This is a genomic window from Xanthomonas sacchari, assembly GCF_040529065.1.
Taxonomy (GTDB): domain Bacteria; phylum Pseudomonadota; class Gammaproteobacteria; order Xanthomonadales; family Xanthomonadaceae; genus Xanthomonas_A; species Xanthomonas_A sacchari.
Genome location: NZ_CP132343.1, coordinates 2,079,987 through 2,093,753 on the forward strand (window position 1 = coordinate 2,079,987; position 13,767 = coordinate 2,093,753).

Sequence of the window (13,767 nt, forward strand, 5' to 3'; positions counted from 1 at the left end):
TCACCATTCCTGTTCGTCCTGCAGCGGCAGCGCGGTCGCTGCCGGCGCGCGTCGCCGCACCATCCGGATCAGCACCACGGCGCCGCCGGCCAGCAGCAACAAGGGGCCGAACCACAGCAGCCAGGTGCGCGCTTCCAACTGCGGCCGGTACAGCACGAACTCGCCGTAGCGATCGACCAGGAACTGCTTGATCTGCGCATCCGACTTGCCCTGGTGCATCAGTTCCAGCACTTCGCGGCGCAGGTCCATGGCGATCTGTGCGTGCGAGTCGGCCAGCGACTGGTTCTGGCATTGCACGCAGCGCAGTTCCGCGGTCAGCGCATGGAAGCGCGCCTCCTCGGCGGCGGAGCGGTAGGCCAGCGGCGTCGGATCGGACACCGGTTCGGCGCCGGCCAGCGTGGACCACGCCAGCAGCGCCAGCAGGCCCAGCCGCAGCGCAGGCCGGCGGTGCTGGCTCATGGCGTGGCCTTGCCCTGGGCGCGCGTCGGCGGGGCGTCGCGCTCAGCCTTTTCCAACGCCGGCAGCAGTTCGTCGCGGATGATCGCGTCGGTCAGCGGGCCGGCGTGCTTCCAGCGCACCACGCCGCGCGCATCGACCAGGAAGGTCTCCGGCGCCGCGGCCACGCCCCAGTCGATCGCGGTGCGCCCGTCGGGATCGAACAGCACCGCCAGGAACGGATTGCCCAACTGCTCCAGCCAGCGCAACGCGTCCTCGCGGCTGTCCTTCCAGTCGTAGCCGATCACCCGCACGCGCTTGCTCAGCGCGAAGCGGGTCAACACCGGGTGCTCCTCGCGGCAGGCCGGGCACCAACTGCCCCACACGTTGAGCACGTACGGCGCGCCGAGCAGCTCGCTGCTGCGCACGCGGATCGAGGCATCGTGCAGCAACGGCAGTGCGAACGCCGGTGCCGGCTTGCCGATCAGCGCCGACGGCAGCGCGTCGCGATCGGCGCTGCCGGAGCGTTGCACCGCATACACCATCAACGCCAGCAGGCCGAGGAAGAACAGCGCGCCCAGGACGATGGCGGGCAGCGGCAGGCGACGTGGAGCGGGAGCGGACATCAGGGGGTCTCCGGAGAACGACGGAAGCGCCGGTCGGCGGCGGTGACGAAACCGCCCAGCGCCATCAGCGCCGCGCCAAGCCAGATCCAGCGCACGAAAGGTTTGACGTGCACGCGCATCGCCCAGGCGTTGCCGCCCAGCGGCTCACCGAGGGCGACGTACACATCGCCGAACAGGCCGGGGTGGATGCCGGCCTCGGTCATGTTCTGGCCGCCGCTGGCGTACAGGCGCTTTTCCGGGTGCAGCAGCGCCAGCGGGCGATCGTCGCGCAGCACCTGCACGTGCGCGCGCTCGGCCACGTAGTTGGGTCCCTTGCGCTGGTCCAGGCCCTGCAGCTCGAAGCGGTAGCGGCCCAGGTCCAGATGCTGCCCCGGCGCCAGCGCCACTTCGCGCTGCTGTTCCAGCGCCTCGACCAGCAGCGCGCCGGCCAGGAACACCGCGATGCCGGTGTGGGCCAGGGTCATGCCCAGCATCTCGGCGGTGAAGCGGCTGCCCTTGAGCTGGCGCCGGCTCCACACGAAGCGCGCGGTGCCCAGCAGCACCCAGGTCGCGGCGGCGACGCCGGCAGCGGTCTTCCACGCACCCTGCGGCGCCAGGAAGAAGCCGATCGCCCCGGCCAGCAGCGCCAGGCCTGCCCACGGCGCCAGCAGCGCCAGCGGCCGCGACGCCTGTTCGCGCTGCCAGCGGGTCAGCGGACCGAACGGCAGCAACGCGACCAGCGGCGCCATCAGCACGATGAACAAGGTGCCGAAGTAGGGCGGCCCCACCGACAGCTTGCCCAGGTCCAGCGCATCGGCCAGCAGCGGATACAGCGTGCCCAGCAGCACCATGGCGCAGGCGCAGGTCAGCAGCAGGTTGTTGGCCAGCAGCAAGGTCTCGCGCGAGGCCGGGGCGAAACGTTGCCGCGCCTCGTCGGCCGCCGCCGCCACGCGGCCGCCGCGCAGTGCGTACAGCAGCAGCGCGCCGCCGCACAGCAGGCTCAGGAACACCAGGATGAACAGGCCGCGGGCCGGGTCGGCGGCAAACGAGTGCACGCTGGTCAGCACGCCCGAGCGCACCAGGAAGGTGCCGAGCAGCGACAGCGAGAACGCGGCGATCGCCAGCAGCAGGGTCCAGGCGCCGAAGCTGCCGCGTTTCTCGGTGACCGCCTGCGAATGCAGCAGCGCCGCGCCGGCCAGCCAGGGCATGAAGCTGGCGTTCTCCACCGGGTCCCAGAACCACCAGCCGCCCCAGCCCAGTTCGTAGTACGCCCACCAACTGCCCAGCGCGATGCCGATGGTCAAAAAGCCCCAGGCCACGTTGGTCCACGGCCGCGTCCAGCGCAACCAGCGCGCATCCACCTGGCCGTCCAGCAGCGCGGCGATGGCGAAGGCGAACGGCACCGCGAAGCCGACATAGCCGGCGTACAGCAGCGGCGGATGGATCACCAGGCCGGGATCCTGCAGCAGCGGATTGAGATCGCGCCCTTCCAGCGGCGCCGGCAGCAGCCGCGCGAACGGGTTGGAGGTGAACAGCAGGAACGCCAGGAAGCCGATGCTGACCAGCGCCAGGGTGCCGATCACCCGCGCGACGACGTGCGCCGGCAGGCGCCGCGAGTACAGTGCCACCGCGCCGGTCCACAGCGCCAGGATCAGCGTCCACAGCAGCAGCGAGCCCTCGTGCGCGCCCCACACCGCGGAGTAGCGGTACACCAGCGGCAGCAGCGAGTTGGAGTTCTCGGCGACGTAGGCCACCGAGAAATCCTGGGCCACGAAGGCGTGGGTAAGGATCGCGAACGCGCCGGCGACCAGCGCCAGTTGCGCGAACGCGGCCGGCCGCGCCACGCCCATCCAGCGCGCATCGCCGCGCTGCGCGCCGGCCAGCGGCAGCGCCGCCTGCAACACCGCGGTGAGCAGGGCGAGGATCAGCAGAAGCTGACCGACCTCAGGCAGCATGGCGCTTGCGGAACGCGCGAGCGGGTAGGGCGGGACGCGCAGCGGATTGCGGGATACACGTGGCGCGAGATTGCTCCCCGGGGTTCCGTCGCCGCTGCTTGGTGGTGCCAATGATCGTGCCAGCGCTGTTGCTTCGACGATTCCCCATTCCCCAATCCCGGTTCCCGCCCCTCACTGCATCGCCCCCACATCGTGCTTGCGATGCGCGCTGCCCATCTTGTCCGCCAGTTCCTTCGGCATGTAGGTCTCGTCGTGCTTGGCCAGCACGTCCTCGGCGACGAACACGCCGTCGTGCATGCTGCCGGTGGCCACCACCGCCTGGCCCTCGCGGAACAGGTCGGGCAGGATCCGGTCGTAGCGCACGGTCAGTTGCGCATCGCCGTCGGTGACCCGGAAGTGCGACTGCAGCGAACCGGGCGCGCGCTGGAACGAGCCTTTCTCGACCATGCCGCCGAGGCGGAAGCGCGCGTGCGCGCCGGTCTTGCCGGCCAGCACCTCGGCCGGCGTGTACAGGTAGGCGGCATTGCGCTGCAGCGCCATCGCCACCAGGGTGGTGGTCAGGCCGGCGGCCAGCACCAGCAGCATCAGCCACAGCAGGCGGCGCTTGCGCTGCGGGTTCATCGGCTCAGCTCCAGCGGCGGCGCCGGCTCGGCCTTGGCCTGGCGCTTGCGTTGCGCGCGCAGCCGCGCCGCGCGCAGGGCGTTGCGCACCTGCAGCCGCGCCAGCACGAAATCGGCCAGCAGCACCCCGGCGAATACCGCATACGCGCCGACCACATACGGCAGGTAGTTCATCCGCGCGCCTCCGCCAGTTGCGTCACCCAGTCCTTGCCGGCCTCGCGGCGCAGATTGTCGGCGCGCGCGCGCGCCAGCAGCGAGCCGGCGAACCAGAACTTGGTCGCGGCCACCATCAGCCACAGCGGCGGCAGCATGCTCGGGTCCATGCTGGACTGGCCGAACAGGCGGATGGTCTGGCCCTGGTGCAGCGAGTTCCACCACACCACCGAATAGCGGATCACCGGCAGCAGCACCACGCCGACGATGGCCAGCAGCCCGGCCGCGCGTGCGGCGGTGCGTCGGTCCTCGATGGCCAGGTACAGGCCCATCACGCCGATGTACAGGAACAGCAGGATCAGTTCGGTGGTCAGGCGCGGGTCCCAGTCCCACCAGGCGCCCCACATCGGCTTGCCCCAGATGCTGCCGGTCAGCAGGGTGATCAGGGTGAAGGCGGCGCCGATCGGCGCGCAGGCCATCGCCAGGATCTCGCACAGCTTGATCCGCCACACCTGGGCGATGGCGGCGTATACGGCCATCAGGCCGAACACGAACAGGCTCATCCAGGCGCTGGGCACATGGATGTAGAGGATGCGGAAGGCGTCGCTCTGCAGGCGGTCGGCCGGCACCACGAACAGCGCCTGCCAGATGCCCACCCCGGCCAGCAGCAGCGCCGCCAGGTAGCACCACGGGGTCCAGCGCGCCGCGAAGCGATCGAAGGTCGGCGGCGAACCGAGTTGGTGGAACCAGCGGACGAGAGAGGCCATGCGGACGATTCTAGCTGGCGGAAGGCGGGCTTCGATGCGACAACTTTCGATGCGACAACGACGGAACGGCGAGGGAGCACTGCGCTTGCATGGTACGTCCGCCGCCGCGCCCGCGCTGCGCCAATGGCTCAGCTCAGCGAGATGCGGATCGCCGCCGCCGCCGCCAATGGCGCCAGCACCAGCCCCGCCACCAGGCCCGCGGCCAGCAACAGCAGGCCGCCGGCCGGATCCAGGCCCTGCGCCGCCGCGGCCACGCTGCCGGCGCCGAACACCAGCACCGGCACGTACAGCGGCAAGGCCAGCAGCGCGACCAGGATGCCGGCGCGCTTCATGCCCACCGTCAGCGCCGCGACCACCGCGCCGAGCAAGCTCAGCAGCGGGGTCCCCAGCGCCAACGATGCCAGCAGCACCGGCATGCGGTCATGCGGCAGGTGCAGCAATTCGCCGAGCAGCGGCGCGGCTACGATCAGCGGCAAGGCGGTGGTGGCCCAGTGCAGCAGCACCCGCACCAGCACCAGCCAGGCCAGCGGCACCGGTGCCAGCAGCCATTGCTCCAGTGAACCGTCCTCGGCATCGCTGCGGAACAGGCTGTCCAGCGCCAGCAGGCCGGCCAGCAGCACCGCCAGCCACAGCGCGGCACCGGCCACCTCGCCGAGCAGGCGCGGCTGGTTGCCCAGCGCCAGCGCGAACAGGGCCACGATCAGCAGGGCGAACAGCGCCGGCTGCAGCGCGTCGCCGCGGCGACGCCACAGCAGGCGCAGGTCGCGCAGCAGCAGCGCCCGGGTGGCCTGCCACAGCGAGGGAACGGGCGTGGCCAGGCTCATGCGGCGACTCCGCTCAGGGTCAGCATGCGCGTGCGCACGGGTGGGGCGGCGTAGGCGCCATGGGTGGTGACCAGGGCCGCGCCGCCGCTGCGCAGGTGCGCGGCGATCATGCGGTTGACCAGGGTGATGCCGTCCAGGTCGAGGTTGGCGTAGGGCTCGTCGAGCAGCCACAGCGGCGCCGGCGAGAGCCACATCCGCGCCAGTGCCAGGCGCTTCTTCTGCCCGGCCGACAACTGCCGCACCAGGGTGTCCTCGTAGCCGGCCAGGCCGACGATGGCCAGGGCGCTGCCGGGCATCTGCTTGGCGCGGCGCCCCTGCAACCCGCACAGATAGTGCAGGTTCTCCAGGGTGCTCAGGTCGGCCTTCAGCGCGCCCAGGTGGCCCAGGTAGGCCATGAAACGGGCGCGGTCGCCGCGCCGCACCGGGTGGCCGTCGATCTCGATGCGCCCGGCCTCGGCGCGCAGCAGGCCGACCAGCACCCGCAGCAGGGTGGTCTTGCCGGCGCCGTTGTCGCCCTGCACCAGCAGCGCCTCGCCGGCATCCAGGTGGAAGTCCAGCGGACCGAACACCGCGGCGTCGTCGCGGGCGAACGTGAGCCCGTGCGCGGCCAGCAGCGGCGGCGGGGTGTACAGCGGATCGGTCATCGGCGAAGGCCGCGGCGATGGCGCGGCGGCGGGCGGCAAGGGAAGGCGCGCATTGTATCGGCATGCGGGCGTCCGGCGGATGCCGGCGGCGGCCATGTGCGGCGATGTGCGCGCACTGCGGCAAGGGCAGCGGGCCGTTGCCGCATCGCCGGCAAGCGGCTTTGCGTACACTCGGCGTTTTCCCGCTGCCCGCAGATCCCCGCATGCATCCGCAGACCAAGCTGCCCAAGGTGGGCACCACCATCTTCACCGTGATGTCGCAACTGGCCGCCGAGCACGGCGCGGTCAACCTGGGTCAGGGCTTTCCCGACTTCCCGGTGCCGCCGCGGCTGATCGAGGCGCTGGACCGGGCGATGCGCGACGGCCACAACCAGTACCCGCCGATGACCGGCGTGCCGGCGCTGCGCCAGGCGATCGCCGAGAAGGCGCTGCGCTGCTACGGCGCCCAGGTCGACGCCGACACCGAGGTCACCGTCACCAGCGGCGCCACCGAGGCCCTGTTCAACGCCATCCACGCGGTGGTGCGCCCGGGCGAGGAAGTGATCGTGCTGGATCCGGCCTACGACAGCTACGAGCCGGCGATCGACCTGGCCGGCGCACGCGCGGTGCACGTGCCGCTGGACCCGCAGACGTTCGCGGTGGACTGGGAGCGCGTGCGCGCGGCGATCACCCCGCGCACCCGCCTGCTGATGCTCAACAGCCCGCACAACCCGTCCGGGGCGATGTTCGGTGCCGACGACCTGCAGGCGGTGACCGAGCTGCTGCGCGGCAGCGACATCTTCCTGATCTCCGACGAGGTCTACGAGCACATCGTGTTCGACGGCCGCCGCCACGAGTCGGTGCTGCGCTGGCCGGAACTGCGCGCGCGCGCCTTCGTCGTCTCCAGCTTCGGCAAGACCTACCACTGCACCGGCTGGAAGATCGGCTACGCGATCGCGCCACCGGCGCTCAGCGCCGAGTTTCGCAAGGTCCACCAGTACAACACCTTCGCCAGCTTCGGCCCGGCCCAGCACGCCTTCGCCGCGATGATCCGCGAGGAGCCGGAGCACGACGAGCAACTCGGCGCGTTCTACCAGGCCAAGCGCGACCGCTTCCGCGAACAATTGCTGGGTACCCGGCTGAAGCCGCTGCCGGTGCCGGGCGGCTATTTCCAGCTCGTGGACTATTCGGCGGTCAGCGACCTGCCCGACACCGAGTTCGTGAAGTGGCTGACCATCGAGAAGGGCGTGGCGGCGATCCCGCTGTCGCCGTTCTACCAGGACCCGCCGCCCACCCAGCGCCTTGCGCGGCTGTGCTTCGCCAAGAACGAGGCGACGCTGGATGCGGCGATCGAGCGCTTGCAGCGGCTCTGACGAGCCGCCGGGATTGGGGATTCGGGATTTGGGATTCGTAGAAGCGGGTTCCTGGTGTGGGGTGGGGCATGTCGGTGGCAGGCATCTATTTCGGCGTGACGTTTGGGCTGGCGGCGGTCTGCGCGGTGGTCGACGGGGCGCTGTTCTACGGGCATGTGCTGACCGGTCTGGCTGATCGCGGCCAGCGGGTGGGGATGGATTTCAGCGTGGTGCCGTTCCGGCGGCAGGCCTATGTGGACCGCTACCTCGCGCTGCTGACGCCGCAGGAGCGGGGCACGCTCGCCAACCGGCTGGTGCGGCACCTGCCATGGGTAACGCCTACACTGGGCCTGCTGTGCCTGGTCGGCACGATCTGCATCGGAGTACGTTGGGGATGACACAGGTGGCACAGGATCTGAGGATCTCGTTGGTCCAGGGCGATACCCGCTGGCACGATCCGGCCGGCAACCGCGCGCATTACGCCGAATTGCTGGCGCCGCTGGCCGGCGTCACCGACCTGGTGGTCCTGCCGGAGACCTTCACCAGCGGCTTCTCCAACGATGCGCTGGCGCAGGCCGAGGACATGGACGGGCCGACGGTGGCGTGGATCCGCGAGCAGGCGGCGCGGCTGGGTGCGGCGGTGACCGGCAGCGTGCAGTTGCGCGTGCCCGACGCCGCTGGCGAGGCCAAGGTGTTCAACCGCCTGCTGTGGGCCACGCCGGACGGCGCATTGCAGCATTACGACAAGCGGCATCTGTTCCGCTATGGCAACGAGCACCTGCGCTATGCCGCCGGGCGCGCGCGCCTGTGCGTGGAGTGGAAGGGCTGGCGGATCAATCCGCAGGTCTGCTACGACCTGCGCTTTCCGGTGTTCTGCCGCAACCGCTACGACGTCGAACGCCCGGGTCAGCTGGATTTCGACCTGCAGCTGTTCGTCGCCAATTGGCCGTCGGCGCGCGCCTACGCCTGGCGCACGCTGCTGCGCGCCCGCGCGATCGAGAACCTGTGCTTCGTGGCCGCGGTCAACCGTGTCGGCGTGGACGGCAACGACCTGCACTATGCCGGCGACAGCGCGGTGATCGATTTCCTCGGCCAGCCGCAACTGGAAATCCGCGAGCGCGAGCAGGTCGCCACCACCACCATCTCCGCCGCGGCGCTGGCGGCGCATCGCGCGCGCTTCCCGGCCATGCTCGACGCGGACGCCTTCAGCCTGGATGACTAGCCTGCGGCTCCAGTGACGCCGGAAGGCTCACCTTTGCTACCGCTGAAGGCCCCTGTTGTAGGAGCGGCTTCAGCCGCGACGGGCGTTCCCGGCACCCCTGTTGCGGCTGATTCGAAAACGCGGCAAGACCCCCTCCCGCAGCATGTTGCGGCAAGCGTGGCGGGTGCACTGTGGGAGGGACTTCAGTCCCGACGCATTGCGCCATCAGAAAACACCTCGCACGTCGCCGCTGCATGCGCGTTGATGCTCACAAAGCACCAAGCCAGTGAGACCACGCCGCCGCAGACGAGTGCTGGGGATGCTTGGCGCCGGCCTCGCGTCCTGCCTGTGCTCGCACCAGACCGGGGCCGGCCGTGCCCGCCGCGAGTGGCAATGCCTGCTGAACGCACCCGCGGCGCCCTGGCAGCCTTGTCGCGGCCACCACACCCCCGTTGCTACGCTCGCGCCTCGTCCTCCCACCGGTAATGCCCACATGATCAAGTCGCTTTCTCTGCTCGCACTGCTGGGCGCGGCCGCCCTGGCGCCGCAGGCCCAGGCCGCCGGCAACATCGATTGCAAGCTGTCCTTCAACCTGTCCGGCTGGTCGGTGTTCTACAAGACCGCCAAGGGCACCGGCACCATCACCTGCAACGACGGCGCGGTGATCCCAGTCAAGATCAGCAGCAAGGGCGGTGGCCTGACGGTCGGCAAGTCGAAGATCGTCGGCGGCCGCGGCACCTTCAGCGGCGCCTACAGCCTCAACGACCTGTTCGGCACCTATGCCGCCGCCGAAGCCCATGCGGGCGTGGTGAAGTCCAGCACCGCGCAGGTCGTCACCAAGGGAGACATCTCGCTGGCCCTGGCCGGCACCGGCGAGGGCGTCGACCTCGGCGTCAACGTCGGCAACTTCGTGATCGAGCGCCGTCGGTAAGGCGCCACGTTCTGCTTGCGCTGCGGCGCAGGCAGAACCGACAAAAAGGCGAAGAAAGCAAAGAATCCAGGCGCATCGCGCCTGGATTCTTTTTTTAGGTCAACGGGTTCCGCAGCCGCGCGCCGATGCCGGCCGTGGGGCAGATGTGCGATGCGACCCGGCAAAGCGCGCCCTGGACGAGGACGCGCTTCGCGCGCGCTGCGCGCTTACTGCTGCGCGAACACCCAGGCCAACTGGCCGCGCACCGGCTCCGGCGTCGCCAGTGCTTGGCGATACAGGGTACGTGCGGTCCAGCAGGCGTCCTCGTCGTTGGCCGTGGCGATCTGCGGCAACACCCGCATCAGGCGTTGCTGCTGGTCGGCGGGCAGCGATTTCACCAGGGTGCCCATCGCCGCCTGGATCTGCTGCGGCGCCACCGGCTGGGCCGGGGTCTTGTTCAACTCCGCATCGGTGGCCTTCAGCGAGACGTCGAACCAGCGGTCGATCTGCGCCTGCGGCAGCTTTTCCAGGCCCGACAGCATCGCTGCGCTCAACGCCTGCGCGTCGTTGGGATTGCCGCCGCGGGCCAGCACCGCGCACTGCGGCACGTCGACCTTGTCGCTGACCTGCGACAGGATCTCCAGGCGCTGTTCCAGCGTGGCGTGGTCCAGCCGCGCGATGCCGTTCTGCGCCAGTTGGAACCCGGCCTGCTGCGCCTGCGGGCCGCTCTGCTTGAGCAGCGCCACGTAGCGCGGATCGTTGGCCAGCTTGCGCAGCATGCGATCGAACGGTGCGTGCAGCGGCGAACTGGCAGGGTAGGGGTTCTGCGCCGCGGCGATCTCTTCCTGGGCCTTCTGCTGCGCCTTCTGGCAGGCGCCGAGGCTCAGCACGCCGGCGATCAGCAGCGGCAGGGCGATCTTCATCTTCCGTGTCATCGGGATTCCTGGTCGGTGAGGGGCGGCCACCCGCGGCGGCCGCCGGATGCGTCAGGATATCGGCTTCGTTCGCGCAGGGCGAACGGCGCGATGCCGGTCGCCCTGGTATCGCCACACGCATTCCGTGCAAATGGCGGGGACACCGTCGGGGGCCGCTTCGGCTGCAGCCGTCACGGCCCTTTCCATTGAGTGCCGGCGTTCCCGGCGCCTATCATCCGATCCTGCCTCTGCACGCGAGATCGTCCGCATGAACTCCGGAATGCTTGTTGGCCTTGTCGCGCTTGGCCTCGGCGCTTCGTCCCCGGCCGCGCCGCCGCAGGCGGGCATCACGGACGCGGTCATCCAGCATCTGGACCTGACCTCGTTTCCCAACTCGCTCGGCCCGCGCCGCCTGCCGGGGAAGACGACGTTCGCGGACTATGGCTTCGTGGATGTCACGAAAACCGCCGATGGCGCGCGCCTGCTCCAGACCGACAAGGGCTGGATGATGCGCTTCGAGGTGCTGTCGGCCGATGCCACGTCCGTGCGCCTGTGCTTCCATGACACGGGATTGGCCAAGCCCGGCGAGCCACGCGCGCCCAGCTACAACGCAACCTCGGCGTTGCTGGTTTCGACAGCGTCTCAGGGCATGTGGACCGCCAGGCAGGTCCCTGCGGGGTTTGCGGACTGCAAGAACGCGCCCGCCGGCGCGTGAGTGCACGGCGGCCGCGATGCGGGCCGTCGCACCACCTGCGTGAGGGGGCTGCCGCAGCCTGACGGCGCAAGCGGTCCCCGTTGTCGATAGCGTCCCTAAAAAAACAGGGCGCCCCTTGCGCAGGCGCCCTGTCGGGTACGGTGCGCGCCGACGCGCGATGCGCCGGCGCCGCGACTCAGCCGCCGCGCGGACCGCGGTTGCCGCCGCCACCGGGACGGCCACCGCCACCCGGGCGGCCACCGGCCGGGCGATTGCCGCCGCCGGGACGTCCACCCGGACCCGGGCCGCGCTTCTGGCCGCCGGCCGGGCGCGCGGCGCGCGGCGCGGCGCCGTAGGGGTTGAAGCCCGGGGTGGCGTGGTCGGAGGGGAAGCTCGGCGCGTTGCCCGGATGCCCGTAGGGATGCGCCTTGCGCTGCTGGCCCTGGCCCGGACCGCGGCCCTGGCCGGCGCCCGCACCGGCGCCGGCGCCGGCCGGACGCGGCTTGGCGTAGGGACGTCCCTGGCCCTGACCCTGGCCACGACCGCCGGGACCGGCGTTGCGGTGGCCGGTCGGGCCGGTGCTGACGCCATCGGGCACGTACCAGGTGCGGAACGCGGCCGGGTTGCCGTCCGGCAGCGGCTTGGGGCCCTTCGGCGTGCGCTGCTTGAACGGCTTCTGCGATTGCTTGGCGGCCATTTCGCCGCTCACGGTCAGGCCGCCATGCGGCTTCTTGCCGCCGCGGCCGCGGCCGCGGTCCTCGCTGAAGGTGTCGAAGCGACGCAGCTCGCGGCCTTCGTCGGCGGTGTTGTGGCCGTTGACGTAGGCGTTGCCGCCGCGGCCGACCTGCACGGTGGCCTTGGCCGCCTTGCGCTGGCCGATCACCGGCTGCAGGGTCAGCGCCGACGGGGTGCCTTCCTCCAGCTTCAGTTCGGCGCGCAGCGCCTCGACCTTGTCCTGCGCCAGCTCGACCGAATGCCCGCGCAGCAGTTCGCGCGGCAGCGCGATCTTGCCGTAGCGGGTGCGCTTGAGCCGGCTGACCTGGCAGCCCTGCGATTCCCACAGGCGCCGCACTTCGCGGTTGCGGCCTTCCTTGACCACCACCCGGAACCAGTCGTGCGAGTCGGTGCCGCCGATGCGTTCGATCTCGTCGAACTTGGCGCCGCCGTCCTCCAGCAGCACGCCGCGCGAGAGCCGCTCGATCATGCTGTCGGGCACGGTCTCTTCGCCTTCCGGGGCGCGCACGCGCACCACGTACTCGCGCTCGATCTCGTAGGAGGGATGCATCATCGCGTTGGCCAGCTCGCCGTCGGTGGTGAGCAGCAGCAGGCCGGTGGTGTTGATGTCCAGGCGGCCGATCGCGATCCAGCGCGCGCCCTTCAGCGCCGGCAGTGCCTCGAAGATGGTCGGGCGGCCTTCGGGATCTTCGCGCGTGGTCACTTCGCCTTCGGGCTTGTTGTAGATCAGCACGCGCGAGGGCTCGGTCAGCGCGCTGGCGACGAAGCTGCGGCCGTCCAGCTCGATCTTGTCGCCGCTGCGGATCGACATGCCGGTCTGCGCGACCTCGCCGTTGACCTTGACCAGGCCGTCGGCGATGCGCTGTTCCAGCGCCCGGCGCGAGCCCAGTCCGGCCTGGGCCAGGACCTTGTGCAGGCGTTCTTCCAGTTTCGGCTGCTCGGCGGCAGCGGCGTCGCGCTTGAGCGAGAGCTTGTTCAACGACAGCTTGCGGGAGGTGTCACTCATTTACTTGGCTCCGGCCGGCGCGTTGCGCGTCGGCCTGTGGTTCGGAATCGGCATCGTCAACAGCCACGGTCGTCGTCGCGACGGCGTTGTCTTCGGCTTCGTTCGCATCCGCCGCGCGCTCTCCCGGCGCGGCTTCGGGTTCGCCCGTCGGGGCGGTCGTGGAATCCGTGGCCGTCGGCGCGTGGGCGTCGTCGGTCGCGGGGGTGTGCGGTGTTGCGGTGTCGCTGGTGGCGGTGGCGGTGTCGGTGTCTGTGGCCACGGCCGCGTCTGCCTGCGCCATCGCGGCAGGCTCGGCGGCGTCGCCAGCGGCTGCGGCCTGCGCCGTGGTGTCGCCCGGGTCGCCCTGATCGGCGGCCTCGCCCGGTGCGGCGTCGGCCTGGGCCATGTCGCCGACCGGCAGCGCGTCGCGGTCCAGCGGCAGCTGCGGTTCCAGTTCGCCGATGTCCTTAAGTTCGGACAGCGGCGGCAGTTCGTCCAGGCGCTTGAGCCCGAAATAGTCCAGGAAGGTCTTGGTGGTGCCGAACAGCGCCGGCTTGCCCGGCACGTCGCGGTGCCCGACCACGCGGATCCACTCGCGCTCTTCCAGCGCCTGAATGATGTTGCTGCTGACCGCCACGCCGCGCACCTGTTCGATCTCGCCGCGGGTGATCGGCTGCCGGTAGGCGATCAGCGCCAGGGTCTCCAGCGTGGCGCGGGTGTAGCGGGTCTTGCGCTCGGTCCACAGCCGCGCCACCCAGGCGTGCACGTCGCTGCGCACCTGGTAGCGGAACCCGGAGGCCACTTCGACCAGTTCCACACCGCGGCCCTCGCAGGCCTCGCGCAGTAGTTCCAGCGCGCGCTCGATGCTGCCCGGCGGCGCGGGTTCCTCCTCCGGGAACAGGCCGTGCAACTGCGCCAGCGGCAACGGCTGGTTGGCGGCGAGCAGGGCGGCCTCGACGATGCGGTTGATCAGCGCTTGATCCATGCGGGGGCG

The 13,767-nt window shown here is 70.7% G+C and carries 16 protein-coding genes; 5 read left to right on the forward strand and 11 right to left on the reverse strand.

Translation table 11 applies throughout. The annotated features are described in order from the left end of the window. The 8 genes from RAB71_RS08725 to ccmA form a co-directional block, all read right to left on the reverse strand. Positions 1 to 459, reverse strand: coding sequence for a cytochrome c-type biogenesis protein (locus RAB71_RS08725; protein ID WP_017907310.1), 459 nt, complete (start codon positions 457 to 459; stop codon positions 1 to 3). Further along, the gene (locus RAB71_RS08730; protein ID WP_175300610.1) at positions 456 to 1,064 is read right to left on the reverse strand and encodes a DsbE family thiol:disulfide interchange protein; all 609 of its coding nucleotides are present in this window, start codon (positions 1,062 to 1,064) and stop codon (positions 456 to 458) included. The genes RAB71_RS08725 and RAB71_RS08730 overlap by 4 nt, the downstream gene beginning before the upstream one ends. Beyond that, the gene (locus RAB71_RS08735; RefSeq protein WP_010343774.1) at positions 1,061 to 2,995 is read right to left on the reverse strand and encodes a heme lyase CcmF/NrfE family subunit; all 1,935 of its coding nucleotides are present in this window, start codon (positions 2,993 to 2,995) and stop codon (positions 1,061 to 1,063) included. Before RAB71_RS08735 ends, RAB71_RS08730 begins: the two co-directional genes overlap by 4 nt. 171 nt (positions 2,996 to 3,166) lie before the next feature. Beyond that, positions 3,167 to 3,616 (reverse strand): cytochrome c maturation protein CcmE, encoded by a 450-nt coding sequence (ccmE, locus tag RAB71_RS08740; RefSeq protein ID WP_010343775.1) that lies wholly within the window; start codon positions 3,614 to 3,616, stop codon positions 3,167 to 3,169. Then, on the reverse strand, positions 3,613 to 3,789 hold the full coding sequence (locus RAB71_RS08745; protein WP_010343776.1) for a heme exporter protein CcmD: 177 nt from the start codon (positions 3,787 to 3,789) through the stop codon (positions 3,613 to 3,615). Before RAB71_RS08745 ends, ccmE begins: the two co-directional genes overlap by 4 nt. Continuing rightward, positions 3,786 to 4,535 (reverse strand): heme ABC transporter permease CcmC, encoded by a 750-nt coding sequence (ccmC, locus tag RAB71_RS08750; protein WP_010343777.1) that lies wholly within the window; start codon positions 4,533 to 4,535, stop codon positions 3,786 to 3,788. Before ccmC ends, RAB71_RS08745 begins: the two co-directional genes overlap by 4 nt. 128 nt (positions 4,536 to 4,663) lie before the next feature. Continuing rightward, positions 4,664 to 5,359: a heme exporter protein CcmB gene (ccmB, locus tag RAB71_RS08755; RefSeq protein ID WP_041500134.1), complete on the reverse strand. Its 696-nt coding sequence runs from the start codon at positions 5,357 to 5,359 to the stop codon at positions 4,664 to 4,666. Further along, the gene (gene ccmA / locus RAB71_RS08760) at positions 5,356 to 6,003 is read right to left on the reverse strand and encodes a heme ABC exporter ATP-binding protein CcmA (protein WP_010343781.1); all 648 of its coding nucleotides are present in this window, start codon (positions 6,001 to 6,003) and stop codon (positions 5,356 to 5,358) included. The genes ccmB and ccmA overlap by 4 nt, the downstream gene beginning before the upstream one ends. A 203-nt stretch (positions 6,004 to 6,206) precedes the next feature. Between ccmA and RAB71_RS08765 the strand changes: the two genes are divergently transcribed. The 4 genes from RAB71_RS08765 to RAB71_RS08780 all read left to right on the forward strand — a co-directional run bounded on the left by RAB71_RS08765 (position 6,207) and on the right by RAB71_RS08780 (position 9,466). Then, complete coding sequence (locus RAB71_RS08765) at positions 6,207 to 7,355, forward strand: pyridoxal phosphate-dependent aminotransferase (protein WP_010343782.1); 1,149 nt, start codon at positions 6,207 to 6,209, stop codon at positions 7,353 to 7,355. A 68-nt stretch (positions 7,356 to 7,423) separates the two neighbouring features. Continuing rightward, positions 7,424 to 7,732: a hypothetical protein gene (locus RAB71_RS08770; protein ID WP_010343783.1), complete on the forward strand. Its 309-nt coding sequence runs from the start codon at positions 7,424 to 7,426 to the stop codon at positions 7,730 to 7,732. Then, positions 7,729 to 8,556 carry an amidohydrolase gene (locus RAB71_RS08775; protein ID WP_010343785.1) on the forward strand — a complete coding sequence of 276 codons (828 nt, stop codon included), beginning with the start codon at positions 7,729 to 7,731 and terminating at the stop codon, positions 8,554 to 8,556. The genes RAB71_RS08770 and RAB71_RS08775 overlap by 4 nt, the downstream gene beginning before the upstream one ends. Positions 8,557 to 9,028: 472 nt before the next feature. Continuing rightward, positions 9,029 to 9,466, forward strand: coding sequence for a hypothetical protein (locus RAB71_RS08780; RefSeq protein ID WP_010343786.1), 438 nt, complete (start codon positions 9,029 to 9,031; stop codon positions 9,464 to 9,466). Positions 9,467 to 9,672: 206 nt separating this feature from the next. Here the strand turns inward: RAB71_RS08780 and RAB71_RS08785 are convergent, their stop codons facing one another. After that, a complete protein-coding gene (locus RAB71_RS08785; protein WP_010343787.1) occupies positions 9,673 to 10,368 on the reverse strand; it encodes a hypothetical protein in 696 nt (231 codons plus the stop codon). 259 nt (positions 10,369 to 10,627) lie between these two features. Between RAB71_RS08785 and RAB71_RS08790 the strand changes: the two genes are divergently transcribed. After that, positions 10,628 to 11,074 (forward strand): pesticin immunity protein, encoded by a 447-nt coding sequence (locus RAB71_RS08790; protein ID WP_029562212.1) that lies wholly within the window; start codon positions 10,628 to 10,630, stop codon positions 11,072 to 11,074. A gap of 175 nt (positions 11,075 to 11,249) precedes the next feature. On the opposite strand, the gene RAB71_RS08795 is transcribed toward RAB71_RS08790, so the two are convergent. Continuing rightward, positions 11,250 to 12,794, reverse strand: a complete 1,545-nt coding sequence (locus RAB71_RS08795; RefSeq protein WP_104609561.1) for a pseudouridine synthase — start codon at positions 12,792 to 12,794, stop codon at positions 11,250 to 11,252. After that, complete coding sequence (gene scpB / locus RAB71_RS08800) at positions 12,787 to 13,758, reverse strand: SMC-Scp complex subunit ScpB (protein ID WP_010342677.1); 972 nt, start codon at positions 13,756 to 13,758, stop codon at positions 12,787 to 12,789. Before scpB ends, RAB71_RS08795 begins: the two co-directional genes overlap by 8 nt. Positions 13,759 to 13,767: the final 9 nt, after the last annotated feature.

Bases quoted from the DNA above. Each gene is read 5' to 3' on its own strand.
- RAB71_RS08725 (WP_017907310.1), bottom strand. From the start codon at position 459: ATGAGCCAGCACCGCCGGCCTGCGCTGCGGCTGGGCCTGCTGGCGCTG.
- RAB71_RS08735 (WP_010343774.1), bottom strand. From the start codon at position 2,995: ATGCTGCCTGAGGTCGGTCAGCTTCTGCTGATCCTCGCCCTGCTCACC.
- ccmE (WP_010343775.1), bottom strand. From the start codon at position 3,616: ATGAACCCGCAGCGCAAGCGCCGCCTGCTGTGGCTGATGCTGCTGGTG.
- RAB71_RS08745 (WP_010343776.1), bottom strand. From the start codon at position 3,789: ATGAACTACCTGCCGTATGTGGTCGGCGCGTATGCGGTATTCGCCGGG.
- ccmC (WP_010343777.1), bottom strand. From the start codon at position 4,535: ATGGCCTCTCTCGTCCGCTGGTTCCACCAACTCGGTTCGCCGCCGACC.
- ccmB (WP_041500134.1), bottom strand. From the start codon at position 5,359: ATGAGCCTGGCCACGCCCGTTCCCTCGCTGTGGCAGGCCACCCGGGCG.
- ccmA (WP_010343781.1), bottom strand. From the start codon at position 6,003: ATGACCGATCCGCTGTACACCCCGCCGCCGCTGCTGGCCGCGCACGGG.
- RAB71_RS08765 (WP_010343782.1), top strand. From the start codon at position 6,207: ATGCATCCGCAGACCAAGCTGCCCAAGGTGGGCACCACCATCTTCACC.
- RAB71_RS08770 (WP_010343783.1), top strand. From the start codon at position 7,424: ATGTCGGTGGCAGGCATCTATTTCGGCGTGACGTTTGGGCTGGCGGCG.
- RAB71_RS08775 (WP_010343785.1), top strand. From the start codon at position 7,729: ATGACACAGGTGGCACAGGATCTGAGGATCTCGTTGGTCCAGGGCGAT.
- RAB71_RS08780 (WP_010343786.1), top strand. From the start codon at position 9,029: ATGATCAAGTCGCTTTCTCTGCTCGCACTGCTGGGCGCGGCCGCCCTG.
- RAB71_RS08785 (WP_010343787.1), bottom strand. From the start codon at position 10,368: ATGAAGATCGCCCTGCCGCTGCTGATCGCCGGCGTGCTGAGCCTCGGC.
- RAB71_RS08790 (WP_029562212.1), top strand. From the start codon at position 10,628: ATGAACTCCGGAATGCTTGTTGGCCTTGTCGCGCTTGGCCTCGGCGCT.
- RAB71_RS08795 (WP_104609561.1), bottom strand. From the start codon at position 12,794: ATGAGTGACACCTCCCGCAAGCTGTCGTTGAACAAGCTCTCGCTCAAG.
- scpB (WP_010342677.1), bottom strand. From the start codon at position 13,758: ATGGATCAAGCGCTGATCAACCGCATCGTCGAGGCCGCCCTGCTCGCC.